13 protein-coding genes are annotated in these 14,234 nt (G+C 42.8%); 5 read left to right on the top strand and 8 right to left on the bottom strand.

What is annotated here, in order from left to right:
- Positions 1–56 precede the first annotated feature (56 nt).
- Both HT689_RS05145 and recJ read right to left on the bottom strand, forming a co-directional pair.
- Positions 57–1,718 (bottom strand): ribonuclease J, encoded by a 1,662-nt coding sequence (locus tag HT689_RS05145; RefSeq protein ID WP_000065626.1) that lies wholly within the window; start codon positions 1,716–1,718, stop codon positions 57–59.
- 173 nt (positions 1,719–1,891) lie between these two features.
- Positions 1,892–4,114 carry a single-stranded-DNA-specific exonuclease RecJ gene (gene recJ / locus HT689_RS05140; RefSeq protein ID WP_173227258.1) on the bottom strand — a complete coding sequence of 741 codons (2,223 nt, stop codon included), beginning with the start codon at positions 4,112–4,114 and terminating at the stop codon, positions 1,892–1,894.
- Positions 4,115–4,289: 175 nt separating this feature from the next.
- Between recJ and HT689_RS05135 the strand changes: the two genes are divergently transcribed.
- From HT689_RS05135 to HT689_RS05115, 5 genes are all read left to right on the top strand, one after another.
- Positions 4,290–5,048 (top strand): amino acid ABC transporter ATP-binding protein, encoded by a 759-nt coding sequence (locus tag HT689_RS05135; protein WP_173227256.1) that lies wholly within the window; start codon positions 4,290–4,292, stop codon positions 5,046–5,048.
- Positions 5,049–5,058: 10 nt separating this feature from the next.
- Positions 5,059–5,853 carry a transporter substrate-binding domain-containing protein gene (locus tag HT689_RS05130; RefSeq protein WP_173227254.1) on the top strand — a complete coding sequence of 265 codons (795 nt, stop codon included), beginning with the start codon at positions 5,059–5,061 and terminating at the stop codon, positions 5,851–5,853.
- 12 nt (positions 5,854–5,865) lie between these two features.
- Entirely contained in the window at positions 5,866–6,543 is a 678-nt protein-coding gene (locus tag HT689_RS05125; RefSeq protein WP_173227252.1) for an amino acid ABC transporter permease, read from the top strand.
- Between the two features lie 9 nt (positions 6,544–6,552).
- Positions 6,553–7,212, top strand: a complete 660-nt coding sequence (locus tag HT689_RS05120; RefSeq protein ID WP_000443883.1) for an amino acid ABC transporter permease — start codon at positions 6,553–6,555, stop codon at positions 7,210–7,212.
- 294 nt (positions 7,213–7,506) lie between these two features.
- Positions 7,507–8,697 carry a ferric reductase-like transmembrane domain-containing protein gene (locus HT689_RS05115; protein ID WP_173226808.1) on the top strand — a complete coding sequence of 397 codons (1,191 nt, stop codon included), beginning with the start codon at positions 7,507–7,509 and terminating at the stop codon, positions 8,695–8,697.
- Between the two features lie 96 nt (positions 8,698–8,793).
- On the opposite strand, the gene ugpC is transcribed toward HT689_RS05115, so the two are convergent.
- The 6 genes from ugpC to cysE all read right to left on the bottom strand — a co-directional run bounded on the left by ugpC (position 8,794) and on the right by cysE (position 14,227).
- On the bottom strand, positions 8,794–9,924 hold the full coding sequence (gene ugpC / locus HT689_RS05110) for a sn-glycerol-3-phosphate ABC transporter ATP-binding protein UgpC (protein ID WP_173226810.1): 1,131 nt from the start codon (positions 9,922–9,924) through the stop codon (positions 8,794–8,796).
- 112 nt (positions 9,925–10,036) lie between these two features.
- Positions 10,037–10,906 (bottom strand): PucR family transcriptional regulator, encoded by an 870-nt coding sequence (locus HT689_RS05105; RefSeq protein ID WP_173226812.1) that lies wholly within the window; start codon positions 10,904–10,906, stop codon positions 10,037–10,039.
- A gap of 3 nt (positions 10,907–10,909) precedes the next feature.
- The gene (locus HT689_RS05100; protein ID WP_173226814.1) at positions 10,910–11,296 is read right to left on the bottom strand and encodes a Mini-ribonuclease 3; all 387 of its coding nucleotides are present in this window, start codon (positions 11,294–11,296) and stop codon (positions 10,910–10,912) included.
- On the bottom strand, positions 11,289–12,632 hold the full coding sequence (cysS, locus tag HT689_RS05095) for a cysteine--tRNA ligase (RefSeq protein ID WP_173226816.1): 1,344 nt from the start codon (positions 12,630–12,632) through the stop codon (positions 11,289–11,291). Before cysS ends, HT689_RS05100 begins: the two co-directional genes overlap by 8 nt.
- Before the next feature lie 81 nt (positions 12,633–12,713).
- Positions 12,714–13,598, bottom strand: coding sequence for a GNAT family N-acetyltransferase (locus HT689_RS05090; RefSeq protein ID WP_173226818.1), 885 nt, complete (start codon positions 13,596–13,598; stop codon positions 12,714–12,716).
- An 11-nt stretch (positions 13,599–13,609) separates the two neighbouring features.
- The gene (gene cysE / locus HT689_RS05085; protein ID WP_050973752.1) at positions 13,610–14,227 is read right to left on the bottom strand and encodes a serine O-acetyltransferase; all 618 of its coding nucleotides are present in this window, start codon (positions 14,225–14,227) and stop codon (positions 13,610–13,612) included.
- Between the last annotated feature and the right edge of the window lie 7 nt (positions 14,228–14,234).

Genomic DNA, 14,234 nt, shown 5'->3' with positions numbered 1-14,234 from the left:
GATAAGAAAAAGCCGAAATTCGACTTTCTCTCTGTTTATTTCAACTATTTCAACGATTATTTTGCTTCCATGACTACTGGTAAAATAGCTGGACGACGCTTAGTTTGATCAAAGAGGTACTTGGTCAGATTATCACGAACCTTCCCTTTAAGATCTGCCCAGTCAAAGTCATCTCCTTGAAGATAGTCTTCTACCGTCTGATTAATCAATTCTGAACTTTCACGGAGAATATCACGGCTCTTCTTGAGATAAACGAATCCACGCGTGTGCACACGAGCCTTGGCCACAATTTTCTTCTCACGACGGTTAACTGTGATTGCTACGATGAAAATACCGTCCTCTGACAAGACCTTACGGTCACGAAGAACCACATTTCCAACATCACCAATAGCATTTCCGTCAATCAAGACATCGCCTGCTGAAACTGCGCCAGCTGGGACAAAGTCCCCATTCTCATAAGCCATGCTGGTTCCCTTTTTAGGGATGAAAATGCGTTCTGGCAACATCCCAACTGCCATAGCTGCCTTAGCATGGGCATCCAACTCACGGTATTCCCCTTGAATTGGGAAGAGATACTTGGGTTGCAAGAGATTGATCATCAACTGCAAATCACGCGCATTTCCGTGCCCTGATACATGTAAACTTTGGGTAATCAATTTGACAACCCCTCCTGCCTGATAAATCATATTTTCCACACGCGCAACGAAGGCTTCTTTAGCAATAGACGGAGCCGTAGCAATATAGACCAGGTCCCCATCCTTGATTTCTACATAACGATGGCGACCAATCGACATCTTACGAAGTCCATTGATAGGTTCACCCATACGACCTGTCTCAAGAATAATCAACTCATGGTCTTCAAAGCGAGACATATCTTTCGGCTTAATCAAGAGAATTTCGTTGGCTAAAGACAACTTCTTGAGACGAATCGCTGTGCGGACGATATTTTCAATATCAAATCCTGTCAAGACGATACGTCGACCTGTTTTATCCGCAGCGTCAAAAATCTGCTGGATACGAGAAAGGTTACTGGAAACAGCTGCAACGATGATACGACCTTCCCAGTCAGCAATGGTTTGGGTAATTTCATCTCTAACTTCACTTTCACTAGCCACCTGAATATTGCTGTCCGCATTGGCCGAATCACTGAGGAGAGCCAGGACGCCGTCACGACCGATTTCTGCCAAACGAGCGAAGTCTGTCGCATAGGATTCACTAGCTGTCTGGTCAAATTTGAAGTCACCTGTATAAACGATGCTCCCTTCAGCTGTCTTCAAGACAATTCCCAGGCTCTCTGGAACGGAGTAAGTCGTAGGGAAGAAGGAAACCACTGTCCCACCAAAATCAATCTCCGTATCTTCATCAATAACATGAAAATCATTAAATTTCTTGACTGCGTCATTTCCTTTGACAAAGAGTTTTGCCAACTCAATGGTCAACTCAGAGCCAAATACAGGTACCTTGGCTTCAGCCAAGAGATAAGGCAGAGCACCAATAGCATCTGCATGTCCGTGAGTTAAAAATACCCCAGCAATTCGATCTTTATTTTCAAAAAGGTAGTCCATCTTTGGAATCACCACATCGACCCCTAATTGTTCATTTTCGGGATATTTTAACCCTGCATTCAAAACAAAAATGGACTCTCCAATTTCAGCAATGTACATATTTTTCCCATTTTCACGTACACCACCAAGTGTTGTTAAACTAATATTACTCATTTTTCCTCCAAAATCTTAGTTTATCTTGATTATAGGGTTGCTTACCCTCTTATTCTAAAAGCACTATTACTGTTAGCCGAATCTTTTCCTACCATTATACCATTTTTTTGATGATTTTCAAAATGAAGATTTGTTTTCAAAAAAGAGCTGGTTTCCCAACTCTTTCCTATGATCTACTCTTTTTCCATTAAAAAGTCATAAATTTCTTGCACGGTACCCAGCGCCATCATTTCTTGGTCTTTGACGGTTTGTTTGAGATTTTGGTAAATCTGACTTTCTCCGATTTCTCTCTTTGGCGCTTCTTTATTGACTGTCATAACCCCATCTTTGATCGTCACAAAGCCTAGTTCTTTAAAGACTTGAATCATCTTAACCAGCAAGATTTGTTGGATATTGAGATAAGCAGCCAAATCCTTGAGCTTGTAGCGAATATCAAACTCTGGAAACTGGTAGATAGTCTTGTACAATTTGGCAAACTGCTCTCTAGTCCCATAGCCTGTCAGATAGTAGGCCTTGTCAATATCATTTTTGAAATAGACAGCGGAAAAATTCTGTTTCTGAAAAATGGTCTTCAACAGAGTAATATCCTCAGGTATGGTTTTCACGACAATAGCTTCACTATCCGCAAGATTTGGCAGTTCTCCAGAAAAATCCAAGACTGGAACTCCTTCTGGCAAGGCTGCATTCTTCCCACGAATGTTAAAAAGTTGAACACCTTCCACACGCGCATCCACCATCATCAACTGGAGAGCAGTTTGGCCATTCCATTGGTTGACAGACAATTTGACTGCCAGCTCTAGATTCTTGGTTTGAGCAAATTCTGTTGCCCATCTGCCTTGTCCAAAGGCTACCACTTCAAAACTCGCCTCACCCTTGGAAATTTTCAGCTTGAGATGGGCATTGCCTGCTCCCATAGTACGAGCACTTTCGACCTGAAAATCCTTGATATAAAAGACAGGTTTCTGATTATCCATTCCAAAAGGTGCCAAACGTTCAAAGTTCTTGACTGTTTCAAGACTCAAAGTCTCCAAATCCAGTTCTTCATCTAAATTTAACTTGTTCTTGCCAGCAGCATCTGCGCCTTTTTCACGGACATAATCTTCCAAGACCTGAGATAAATCTGAGAGTTTCTCAACTTCCAGCGTCATGCCAGCCGCACCAGCATGACCGCCAAAGGCGATGAAGAGGTCTCGATGAGGATCCAGAGCCTCAAAAATATCGACCGCTTCCACACTACGAGCACTACCCTTGGCACGACCGTCTTCTATATTGAGAACGATGACTGTCTGTCCTAGTTTTTCCAGCAAACGACCAGCCACGATTCCTAGAACCCCAGGATTCCAGCCTTCCTTGGCCAAGACTTGAACCTTCTTCTCAGGGTCCACCATGGTCTTAGCTTCTTCATAGATAGACTGGACGATTTCCTTGCGCTCTTCATTTTTCTGATGAATCATAAGGGCAATCTCGTGAGCCTCCTCATCATCAAAGCCAGTCAACAAATCAATGGCTGGATTAGGATCATCCAAGCGGCCCAAGGCATTCAAACGAGGGGCAATCTGGAAACCAACCGTTTCTTCTGTTACTTCGTTGGCAGCAATCCCAGCCATGTCTAGCATTTCTTGTAGACCAATACGCTGAGTGTGTCCCAACATTTCCAGACCATACTGAACCAAGATACGGTTCTCATCTGTCAAACTAACCATATCAGCAATGGTACCAATAGCGACCAAATCAAGCAATTCCACTTGTACTTCTTCTAAAAGGGCACAAGCCAGCTTGAAAGCAACTCCACAACCAGCCAAATATTTGAAAGGATAGTTCGCATCCGGATGTTCAGGATGGACAATAGCATAGGCATCTGGTAAGGTTTCAGGCATGGAATGATGGTCAGTCACAATGACATCCACTCCCATAGACTGGGCCAATTCAATAGCCTCATGACCGGCAACCCCATTATCCACCGTCACAATCAAGGAAATCCCTTCTTGCTCGATAAAGTATTTATAGACACTTGCATTAGGTCCATAGCCATCGGTAAAACGATTAGGCAAGTAAACACGGCATTCGGCGCCAAGCTGTTCCAAACTTTCCTTCACAATCGAAGCCGAAGTCATACCATCCGCATCATAGTCTCCATAGATGAGAATATTTTCCCCTTCTTCAATGGCCTGACGAATACGAGCCACTGCCTTGTCCATATCATGGAGCAGATAAGGGTCATGCAAATTCTCCAAGGAAGGTTCTAAAAACTTCTTCAGACTTTCTTGGTTCTGAATCCCTCTTTCAAATAATAACCGAGCCACCTCAGGACCCAGTCCAGCCTTCTTGGCTATCTTTGTAAAATCCGCATCTTCAACCTGCGGGGCAAACTGCCATTCATAAGTAGGTGTTATCAAAAAGACATCCACTCTTTCTAAGAATTCTATTGCTTCATTATAACATGATTTAGGCTTTTTCTCTATCCAGATTGCTTTTTTATAAAATTTTAGTGAATTTTTAAGATATGATTTGACAAGGCAATTCTTTTGGTGTAGAATCGTGTTATAAAATATAACACAAAGGAGATTCCTTATGGCTTTAGTAGAATTTGAACACGTCGAAAAATATTACGGAGACTACCATGCACTCCACGACATCAATCTCCGTTTTGAAAAAGGGCAAGTCGTTGTCCTCCTAGGCCCTTCTGGTTCTGGAAAATCAACTCTTATCCGCACCATCAATGGTTTGGAGGCTGTAGACAAAGGAAGTCTTCTAGTAAATGGTCACCAAGTTGCTGGTGCCAGCCAGAAAGATTTGGTACCTCTTCGCAAGGAAGTCGGCATGGTTTTCCAGCATTTTAACCTCTACCCTCACAAAACAGTGTTAGAAAACGTAACACTCGCACCCATAAAAGTTCTAGGAATTGATAAAAAAGAAGCTGAAAAAATAGCCCAAAAATATCTGGAATTTGTAAATATGTGGGACAAGAAAGATTCTTATCCAGCCATGCTTTCTGGTGGACAAAAGCAACGGATTGCCATCGCACGTGGACTCGCTATGCATCCTGAACTCCTCCTCTTTGATGAACCAACATCTGCCCTTGACCCTGAAACCATCGGTGATGTTCTGGCAGTTATGCAAAAATTGGTCCACGATGGTATGAATATGATTGTCGTCACCCATGAAATGGGCTTTGCCCGTGAAGTTGCCGACCGCATCATCTTTATGGCTGACGGAGAAGTTTTGGTGGATACGACAGATGTTGATGACTTTTTCGACAATCCAAGCGAACCTCGTGCCCAACAATTCCTCAGCAAAATCATCAACCACGAAAGTGACAAAGTCAAATAAGGAGGCGCCTATGAAAAAGAAATTCTTTTTATCCGCATTATTGATTAGCCTTTTCGGCCTTGCTGCTGCAAAACCCGTTCAGGCTGATACCAGCGTCGCAGATATTCAAAAAAGAGGCGAACTGGTTGTCGGTGTCAAACAAGACGTTCCCAATTTCGGTTACAAGGATCCCAAGACAGGGACCTATTCTGGTATCGAAACGGACTTGGCCAAGATGGTAGCTGATGAGCTCAAGGTCAAGGTTCGCTATGTGCCTGTTACCGCACAAACCCGTGGTCCCCTTCTAGACAATGAACAGGTCGATATGGATATCGCGACCTTTACCATCACAGACGAACGCAAAAAACTCTACAACTTTACCAGTCCCTACTACACGGACGCATCTGGATTTTTGGTCAATAAGTCTTCCAAAATCAAAAAGATTGAGGACCTAAACGGCAAAACCATCGGAGTTGCCCAAGGTTCCATCACCCAACGCCTGATTACTGAACTGGGTAAAAAGAAAGGTCTAACCTTTAAATTCGTCGAACTTGGTTCCTACCCAGAATTGATTACTTCTCTACACGCCCACCGTATTGATGCCTTTTCCGTTGACCGCTCGATTCTGTCTGGCTACATCAGTAAACGCACAGTACTACTAGATGATAGTTTCAAGCCATCTGACTACGGTATCGTTACCAAGAAATCAAATACAGAGCTAAACAATTATCTTGATAACTTGGTTACTAAATGGAGCAAGGATGGTAGTTTGCAGAAACTTTATGACCGTTACAAGCTCAAACCATCTAGCCATACCGCAGATTAAGGAGGATACCCTATGACAGATTTATCATCTTGGACAGCCTATTTTCAGGATTTTGGACAATTTTTCAATGGATTCCTCTTCACTCTTGCCCTAGCTATCGGATCCTTTATCCTAGCCATGGTTTTAGGCATCTTCTTCGGAGCCATGTCAACCAGCAAACGTCCAATTTTGCGAATCTTAGCTCGTATATTTGTGGAATTTTACCAAAACACTCCCCTCTTGGTGCAGTTTGTTATCGTTTTTTATGGCCTACCTCTTATCAGTGACCATATCATCATGATTCCGATTTATTGGACGGCTGTTCTCTGCGTGGGACTCTATCATGGCGCCTATATCGCTGAGGTGATTCGCTCAGGGATTCAGTCTATTCCTAGTGGTCAGATGGAGGCCGCCTTGTCGCAAGGTTTTACCTATATCAGCGCCATGCGCTTGATTATCTTACCTCAAGCCTTCCGTATCATTCTCCCTCCTTTGACCAATCAAATCGTCAACCTCATCAAGAATACCTCGACAGTTGCTATCATCTCTGGAGTAGACTTGATGTTTGTGACCAAGTCTTGGTCAGCACTTAACGGAAACTACATTCCATCCTTTTTAGGCGCTGCCCTTCTCTACTTTTCTCTCTGCTTCCCTGTTGCCCAGTTTGGTCGCAAGATGGAGCAAGCAAACAAAAAAGCCTATTCACTTTAGGAGGTTACTATGGAATCCATTTTAGAAGTTTTGACCCCAGATAACCTAGTCTTTATCTTTAAAGGATTTGGCTTGACCCTCTATATTTCTCTGATCGCTATCGTCCTCTCTACCCTTATCGGTACAGTGCTAGCCGTCATGAGAAATGGCAAAAATCCTATCTTGCGCATTATTTCCAGCATTTATATCGAATTTGTGCGTAACGTTCCCAACCTCCTCTGGATTTTTACTATCTTTTTGGTTTTCAAGATGAAGTCCACTCCAGCAGGAATCACTGCCTTTACTCTCTTTACCTCAGCAGCCCTAGCTGAGATTATCCGAGGTGGTCTCAATGCCGTAGACAAGGGACAGTACGAAGCAGGAATGTCGCAAGGATTTACCTCAGCCCAAATCCTCTACCACATCATTCTCCCACAAGCAATCCGTAAAATGCTGCCAGCCATCATTTCTCAGTTTGTAACCGTGATTAAGGATACCAGTCTTCTCTACTCTGTTATCGCCCTACAAGAACTCTTTGGAGCCAGCCAAATTCTCATGGGCCGTTATTTCGAACCAGAGCAGGTCTTCAGTCTTTATATCCTGATTGCCCTCATCTACTTCAGCTTTAACCTAGCCATTTCTAGCCTGTCTCATATGCTAGCCAAACGTTGGCAACAAGCTGCAGAATAATACTCTTCGAAAATCTCTTCAAACCACGTCAGCTTCACCTTGCCGTATATATGTTACTGACTTCGTCAGTTCTATCCACAACCTCAAAACGGTGTTTTGAGCAGCCTGCGGCTAGCTTCCTAGTTTGCTCTTTGATTTTCATTGAGTATAAACAGCCACTCTCCAGTTCAATTGGAGAGTTTTTTGATGAGAGTAGATATTTATAGACCTCAATTTGACACCATACTTTTTCTATGATAAAATGTAACAAATTTGTTTACAACAAATCAAAATCTAAATGAAATGAAATTTTCTATGAAATCAATCAAAGGACTACTCTTTATCATAGCTAGTTTTATCTTGACTATTTTGACTTGGATGAACACTTCTCCCCAATTCATGATTCCAGGACTAGCTTTAACAAGCCTATCTCTGACTTTTATCCTAGCCACTCGTCTCCCCCTACTAGAAAGCTGGTTTCACGGTTTGGAGAAGGTCTATACTGTCCACAAATTCACAGCCTTTCTCTCCATCATCCTACTAATCTTTCATAACTTAAGTATGGGCGGTTTGTGGGGCTCTCGCTTAGCTGCTCAGTTTGGCAATCTTGCCATCTATATCTTTGCCAGTATCATCCTTGTCGCCTATTTAGGCAAATACATCCAATACGAAGCTTGGCGATGGATTCACCGTCTGGTTTACCTAGCCTATATTTTTGGACTCTTTCACGTCTATATGATGATGGGCAATCGTCTCCTCACATTTAATCTTCTAAGTTTTCTTGTTGGTAGCTATGCCCTTTTAGGCTTACTAGCTGGTTTTTATATCATTTTTCTATATCAAAAGATTGGCTTCCCCTATCTAGGGAGAATTACCAATCTCAAACGCTTAAACCACGATACGCGAGAAATTCAAATCCATCTTAGCAGACCTTTCAATTATCAAGCAGGACAATTTGCCTTCCTAAAGATTTCCCAAGAAGGTTTTGAAAGTGCTCCGCATCCCTTTTCTATCTCAGGAGGTCATGGTCAAACTCTTTACTTTACTGTCAAAAATTCAGGCGATCATACCAAGAATATCTATGACAATCTTCAAGTCGGCAGCAAAGTAAGCGTAGACAGAGCTTACGGACACATGATCATAGAAGAAGGACGAGAAAATCAGGTTTGGATTGCTGGAGGTATTGGGATCACCCCCTTCATCTCTTACATCCGCGAACATCCTATTTTAGATAAACAGGTTCACTTCTACTATAGCTTCCGTGGAGAAGAAAATGCAGTCTACCTTGATTTGCTCCGTGACTATGCTCAGAAAAATCCTAATTTTGAACTCCATCTAGTAGACAGTAGGAAAGACGGCTATCTTAATTTTGAGCAAGAAGAAGTGCCCGAACATGCAAGCGTCTATATGTGTGGTCCTCTTTCTATGATGAAGTCACTTGCCAAACAGATTAAGAAACAAAATCCAAAAACAGAGCTTATTTACGAAGGATTCAAGTTCAAATAACCACTCATACTCTCCTGGGAATTTCCCAGGAGTTTTTTCTACACAACCGCAAAAAACACTGCCAGATTTCTAGCAGTGCTTTGAATTTTATTTATTTTAATAGATTGTTTTTTCAGTTTCTACATCAAAGAAGTGGGCTTTGTTCAAGTCAAATCCAAGTTCAACTGTTGCACCTGTTTGCAAGTAGTCACGAGCATCAACTTTAGCAACAAATTCATCTTTACCAACTTGGCAGTAAAGGTGAGATTCTGAACCAAGCAATTCTGATACAGAGATAGTCGCTTTTACAACACAGTCTGGGAATGTTTCAAGGAAGGCAGGTTCTGCATTCACATCTTCTGGACGAATACCGAAGATCAATTCTTTACCTTCGTAGCCTTTTTCACGAAGAACTTTCAATGCTCCTTCTGGCACTTTCAAACGGAAACCATCAGAAATAATTTCGCTACCAACTAATTTCACATTGATGAAGTTCATTGCTGGGCTTCCGATGAATCCTGCTACGAATTTATTAACTGGTTTTTTGTAAACTTCTTGAGGAGTACCGATTTGTTCCACACGTCCGATAGTACCTGTACCAGCAGGGTTCTTAGTTGCTGACATGATAACGATACGGTCTGCAAGTGTCATCGCTTCTGTTTGGTCGTGAGTTACATAGATAGTTGTAGCCCCGATACGACGGTGGATTTTAGCGATTTCAGCACGCATTGATACACGAAGTTTAGCATCCAAGTTTGACAAAGGTTCGTCCATCAAGAATACTTTTGCATCACGGACGATGGCACGCCCCATGGCAACACGTTGACGTTGACCACCTGAAAGGTCAGCTGGTTTACGTTCCAAAAATTCTTTCAATCCAAGGATTTCAGCTGCTTCTTGCACACGTTTGTCGATGTCTTCCTTGCTGTATTTACGCAATTTCAAACCGAAAGCCATGTTGTCATAAACAGTCATGTGTGGGTAAAGAGCGTAGTTTTGGAATACCATGGCGATGTCGCGGTCTTTTGGAGCTACGTCGTTGACAACCACGCCATCGATAGATGCAGTTCCTTCTGTGATGTCTTCAAGACCAGCAATCATACGGAGAGTAGTTGATTTACCACATCCTGAAGGTCCTACGAAAACGATGAACTCTTTGTCTTTGATGTTCAAGTTGAAATCTTCAACTGAATAGTGTTCGCTGTTTGGATATTTTTTGTAAATATTTTTAAGATTTAATTCTACCATGAGGTGAACTCCTTTTGTCTTTTGATAGTTTTATTATAAATGAAAACGCTTTACATTTCTATGGCAAGATGACCAAAAAAACAAAAAAGTTCTGTGCAACTTGCACAAAACTTTATAGAATATCTGGTAAAATCAACTGATAACACAAGGTCAGGTCGGTCAACTCCTTCAACTGTAGCCCTGTCAATTCTTCCCACTTATCAATCTTGTATTGGAGAGAATTGCGGTGCAGATAGAGTTGCTGGGCTGTTTTTGTTAGGACAGCACTATTTTCCCAAAGGGAGAGAATGATTTCCTGAATCTGATCTTGATCCAAAATCATCTGGTGCAAGCATTCTTTAATGACTCTCAGGTCCACAATTCTTTCTCCCATACTCCAAAGATAGAGTTGTGAAAAGGTATGAACACCTTGGTGACCCTGACGCCACCAAGTCTTAAACAAATCTCGCTCTGCTTTAATCAAGTCTGATAGGGCTTGATAGCCTGTCTGAGACCAAACCTGACCCAACATGATTGACAGACGAAGTCCAAAGTCATACTCAACCGCTTCAATCGTATCACTTAAAATAGCTCGTACAGAGGTGTATTTGTCTTGCTGAAGCACGAAAACATAATCCTGAGCTCCAACCTGAAGCACTGTCTGACAGTTAGGAAAAAGGGTCCGCATCATATCCAGCCAAGAAGCTAGATTTTCCTGCTGAAAATAGGAAAGATGACAATAAACCAGCTGAATCTTTTTAAAAGCTTGTGGTGCCTGTCCCTTCCCCTCAATCAAAAAAGAATACCAAGGATTGAGCGAACGAGCCTGCTCCTGCTGGGTCAAAAGCGAAATCAACTGCTTTTCACGCTCACTGAGCCCAGCTTCCTCCAGCAAAATCCACTGCTGAGAAGCTAAAGGAAGAGTTAAGTAACCCTCTTTCGCTACTGGTTGGTCTGAAATCTGAGCCTCAGGAAACCAGTCTTGTAGTTCTTTTGCCATCATGTCCTATCCCTCCACTTTTTGGATGCACCACGAAATCAAGCTCTCAAGACGTTCCAGATTTTCAGTCATATGGAGATAGCCCATCACTGCTTCAAAACCTGTGGACATACGGTAGGTCACCACATCGGCATTTTTAGCCTTTGTGTGGCTATTGGTATTGCGGCCACGTTTGTAGATTTCTTCTTCTTTTTCCGTTAGGACTTGCTCCTCTAACATGAGGGAAATCAGGCTGGCCTGAGCTTTAGCCGATACATACTTAGTCGCTTCTTGATGGAGTTTATTGGGTTTGGTCATGCCTTTGAGGATGAGGTGACGGCGAATATACATAGAATACACCGCATCCCCTTCAAAAGCTAACGCAATCCCGTTAATGAGATTGACATCAATCACGTGTCCACCTCACTCCATCCTTGGTGTCAAGGAGCTTAATCCCTTGAGCAGCCAATTGGTCACGGATCTGGTCCGCTGTCGCAAAGTCACGATTGGCACGCGCCTCTTGGCGTTTTTGAATCAAGTCTTCAATCTCTGCATCCAAAACTTCCTCAATAAAGACAATTCCAAAGACTTCTAACATAGCCGCAAGAGCTTCCTTAACACATGCATCATAGTTGCCAGAATTGATCCATTTAGCCATTTCAAAAACAACTGTGATACCGTTGGCAGCGTTAAAATCTTCATCCATAGCTGCTACAAACTTATCTTTAAAGGTTTGTAACTCTTTAACATCCACTTTTCCTGTAAATGGTTGCTCATAAGTGTTCTTCAAATACTTGAGATTGGTCTCAGCGTCTCGCACTGCCTTTTCCGTAAAGTTGATAGGCTTACGGTAATGTTGTGTCGCAAAGAAGAAACGAAGCACTTGTCCATCAAGAGTTTTAAGGGCATCGTGTACGGTTATAAAGTTGCCCAAGGACTTAGACATCTTGACATTGTCGATATTGACAAAGCCATTGTGCATCCAGTAGTTGGCAAAGGTCTTACCTGTCTTGGCTTCCGACTGGGCAATTTCATTGGTATGATGAGGAAACTCCAGATCGGCTCCACCACCATGAATATCAATGGTATCACCTAAAATCTCTGTCGACATGACTGAACACTCGATGTGCCATCCCGGACGACCAGGTCCCCAGGGACTATCCCAAGAAATCTCGCCTAGCTTGGCAGCTTTCCAGAGGGCAAAGTCTACAGGATTTTCCTTACGTGCCGTTTCTTCATCGGTACGACCTGAAGCACCTAGCTCCAAATCTTCCAAGGTTTTATTGGCTAATTTAGCATAGTTGTGGGATTTTTCCACACGGAAGTAAACATCCCCTTGGCTCTCATAGGCAAAGCCTTTTTCAATCAAATCTTCCACAAAACGAATGATGTCCGCCATAAACTCCACCACACGCGGATGGCGAGTCGCAGGCTTGACACCTAAGGCCGTCACATCCTCACGAAAGGCAGCGATATACTTGTCCGCAACCTCCTGAGGTGTGATACCCTCTTCCTTGGCACGGTTGATAATCTTATCATCCACGTCCGTAAAATTGGAAATATAGGCAACCTCGTACCCACGGTACTCAAAATAACGACGAATGGTATCAAAAGCTACCGTCGAACGGGCATTCCCCACGTGGATATAGTTATACACCGTTGGCCCACAAACATACATCTTTACTTTGCCGTCCTCAATCGGGACAAATTCTCGCAAATCACGAGACATGGTGTCGTAGATTTTAATCATAAATTATAATCAGGAAAGCTAAAATCCAAGAACAGTTAGTCTCATCACTGAGAGTTCAATTGAATTTCAGTCCGAATCTCTCTACACTTCGGAATCCCTTGCTCCTTTCTCATTCAGATAAACCACCTGAGTCTGTTTGACAAAGCCAATTTTTTCATACAAATGTTTGGCACCTACATTGCTATCCTCTACTGCAATTTGGAACTCCTTATCATTTTGCTCAATCAGTTGGTTGACAAGGAATTTTGCTAAGTAGCTTCCATAGCCTTTCCCACGTTCAGGTTCAGATATTGCTAAACCGTAGAAGTAATTCGTATTAGTCGATAAATCTACCGTGCACGTTCCAATAACCTGACCGTCTTTTAATAAAATATATAAGCGACTTTCTGGATCCTTCAGAGCTTCAGCGACATATCTATCCACAATCTCTCTAGACTCATGTTCCTCTGAGAATGCCTGAAATTTTAACTGACTAATTTGATCCTGATACGAACTATCTGCTAACAAAACTTCAAGATTGGAAATATTTGCTAACGGATAAGGTTTTCTATCCTTACCTAACCAAGTTTCTGTCTCTTCATCCTCGACCAATCCCCAGTTGCTAACAAAATCAGGATGGCGGTCTAGAAAAACACGCTCTGTCTGAAAAGTGACTGAACGAATAGAGAAATAAGCTGTTTCTCTCTCAAAACTAGTAAACAATGCACGCGCAATCCCCTGACGTCGATGACCTGGATGAACCAGTATCGTCACTTCTACATCTTGGTCATCTGCAGAGACGGTTAATAAACCAACAAGTTCGCCTTTTTCATAATAAAGGAAAAAAGCGGGCATGTTTGGGTCAAAATTAAGCATGTTAGAGAGATAGGGATCACGATAGGTACCGTCATAGTTTTGGCAATAGTTAATTAGTTTTTTCGCCTCAGATAGCTCCTCTTGGCTTAACTTGTTTCTTGCTTGAATCATATAGGTATCCTCTATAACCCAGACGATCTGTGACTGGCTTCTTTAGCCTGCTCGAGTTTATTAACGTAGTACTCTCGTTTTTCTTCGACTTCGTGAATGACCGGCTCATCCTTCTTACCATGAAGGCGGACAATCTTGGCAGGAATACCGACAACCGTCACATCACTAGGGACGTCTGCCACGACAACTGCTGCAGCACCGACCTTAGCATTTTCACCGATTTCCACTGGTCCGATAACTTGGGCATGGGCTGATATGAGAGCTCCCTTACGTACAGTAGGATGGCGTTTACCACAGTCTTTCCCTGTTCCCCCAAGAGTCACCCCATGATAGAGGAGAACTCCCGTCTCAACGATCGCTGTTTCCCCAATCACCAGACCAGAACCGTGGTCGATAAAGACACCTGAATCAATCTGGGCACCTGGATGAATCTCAATCTGAGTCCAAAAGCGCCAAAACTGACTGTGCATACGAGCCAGAAGTTTGAAGCCATGCTTCCAGAGAAAATGCGAAAGACGGTGGGCCGCCAAGGCCTTGACACCTGGATAAGTCAGCAAAACCTCCAAAGTGGTGCGGGCCGCTGGATCATTTTCTTTTACGATATCAATGGTTTCGCGCCACCATCCCATACATTTC

Origin of the sequence: Streptococcus sp. 2342, assembly GCF_013276795.1 — a bacterium.
GTDB lineage: Bacteria > Bacillota > Bacilli > Lactobacillales > Streptococcaceae > Streptococcus.
This window is presented reverse-complemented; position numbering and strand designations above follow the sequence as displayed.

Bases quoted from the DNA above. Each gene is read 5' to 3' on its own strand.
- HT689_RS05145 (WP_000065626.1), bottom strand. From the start codon at position 1,718: ATGAGTAATATTAGTTTAACAACACTTGGTGGTGTACGTGAAAATGGG.
- HT689_RS05135 (WP_173227256.1), top strand. From the start codon at position 4,290: ATGGCTTTAGTAGAATTTGAACACGTCGAAAAATATTACGGAGACTAC.
- HT689_RS05130 (WP_173227254.1), top strand. From the start codon at position 5,059: ATGAAAAAGAAATTCTTTTTATCCGCATTATTGATTAGCCTTTTCGGC.
- HT689_RS05125 (WP_173227252.1), top strand. From the start codon at position 5,866: ATGACAGATTTATCATCTTGGACAGCCTATTTTCAGGATTTTGGACAA.
- HT689_RS05120 (WP_000443883.1), top strand. From the start codon at position 6,553: ATGGAATCCATTTTAGAAGTTTTGACCCCAGATAACCTAGTCTTTATC.
- HT689_RS05115 (WP_173226808.1), top strand. From the start codon at position 7,507: ATGAAATCAATCAAAGGACTACTCTTTATCATAGCTAGTTTTATCTTG.
- ugpC (WP_173226810.1), bottom strand. From the start codon at position 9,924: ATGGTAGAATTAAATCTTAAAAATATTTACAAAAAATATCCAAACAGC.
- HT689_RS05105 (WP_173226812.1), bottom strand. From the start codon at position 10,906: ATGATGGCAAAAGAACTACAAGACTGGTTTCCTGAGGCTCAGATTTCA.
- cysS (WP_173226816.1), bottom strand. From the start codon at position 12,632: ATGATTAAAATCTACGACACCATGTCTCGTGATTTGCGAGAATTTGTC.
- HT689_RS05090 (WP_173226818.1), bottom strand. From the start codon at position 13,598: ATGATTCAAGCAAGAAACAAGTTAAGCCAAGAGGAGCTATCTGAGGCG.
- cysE (WP_050973752.1), bottom strand. From the start codon at position 14,227: ATGGGATGGTGGCGCGAAACCATTGATATCGTAAAAGAAAATGATCCA.